The organism is Peribacillus sp. Hz7 (genome assembly GCF_042136355.1).
Classification (GTDB): Bacteria; Bacillota; Bacilli; order Bacillales; family DSM-1321; genus Peribacillus; species Peribacillus asahii_A.
Genome location: NZ_JBHHJV010000060.1, coordinates 1 through 1181, shown reverse-complemented (window position 1 = coordinate 1181; position 1181 = coordinate 1). Strand labels below are relative to the sequence as shown.

The following is a 1181-nucleotide window of genomic DNA, read 5'->3' as shown; positions in this document are numbered from 1 at the left end:
TTATTACACAAAGCAATTAAAGACTGCATCTTTTTCAACGGATTGTCAGGTCTCGTTGTGTAATAATGATGTAGGGCTTTAAAGGCTTTATTCTTCGCTACTAGAATCATAGATGCCCGAAATAATAATGCTCGTAATTTCTTACGTCCACGTTTCGTAATCGTGGTTCTCCCTTTATGCTTTCCAGATGTATTTTCTTTTAAGCTAAGTCCTGCCAGTTTGGTTATTTGACGAGGATGATTATATTCACTCAAATCCCCTACTTCAGCGAAGAAACCCGCCACTGTATCGCGACCAATTCCTGTTATCTCTAACATTTGATCAACGCCTGGAATATCTTGAAGCAGTGTATCTAAAGTATGGTCAAGCTCTTCGAACTTGGCTTGAATGAGTTCATATTTTTGAATTAATGATCTTAATTCCATTTTAGCCATCATGGCACCCTGACGAATGCCAATCGAGCGATTGGCTGCTTCTTTTAAGGATTGAATCTTCTTTATTCCTATACTTCTCTTCACTTCTTGCCTTAAGTAATCGAGTAATTCTTCTTCTGTATAGTTCACTAGCTCATGAGGTAACGCCTCAAGTTTTAATAAATGAAGAGCCGCCTTTCCCTCCCAACTTTTAAAAACGGTAAAGAACTCTGGAAAATATCGATCAAGCCAGTTGTGTACCTGTCCCTGCACAATTTGTAAGTCCACATTTAATAGATCGCGTAATTTCTTAGCCACACGCAGTTCCGCGAAAACCCCTTGTGGTATGGTTGGTTCAGCGTATCTACCATCTTTGACTAGTTGTGCAATGACTTTGGCGTCTTTTACATCATTTTTAGTTGGAGAGTTATCGTCTAACTCCTTACTGTGCTTGACATGTAAAGGGTTGACCGTTACGAACTTAATCTGTTCCTCCTTTAGAATATGAGCTAAATTAAGCCAATAATGGCCAGTTGGCTCCATTCCAGTAATGACAGACTCCATTTCGCAAGACTCTTTTATTTGAATAATCCAATTAAGAAATGTCCTAAATCCTTCTTGGGTATTATCAAAAAAGCAAGTAGATCCTAGCTCCATTCCACGATAATCCTGTGCTCTAGCTACATGATGATGTTTCGCAATATCAATACCGATTACTAAGGTTTTAGGTGTAATTTGAGCTATTTTATGATTTTGGTTATAATTCAT

1 protein-coding gene is annotated in these 1181 nt (G+C 38.1%); it reads right to left on the bottom strand.

The window, feature by feature from the left end; all coding sequences use genetic code 11:
• Positions 1-1181 (bottom strand): IS110 family RNA-guided transposase (locus tag ACE199_RS23485; protein ID WP_375351918.1); only part of this gene is annotated, 1181 nt, incomplete at its 3' end.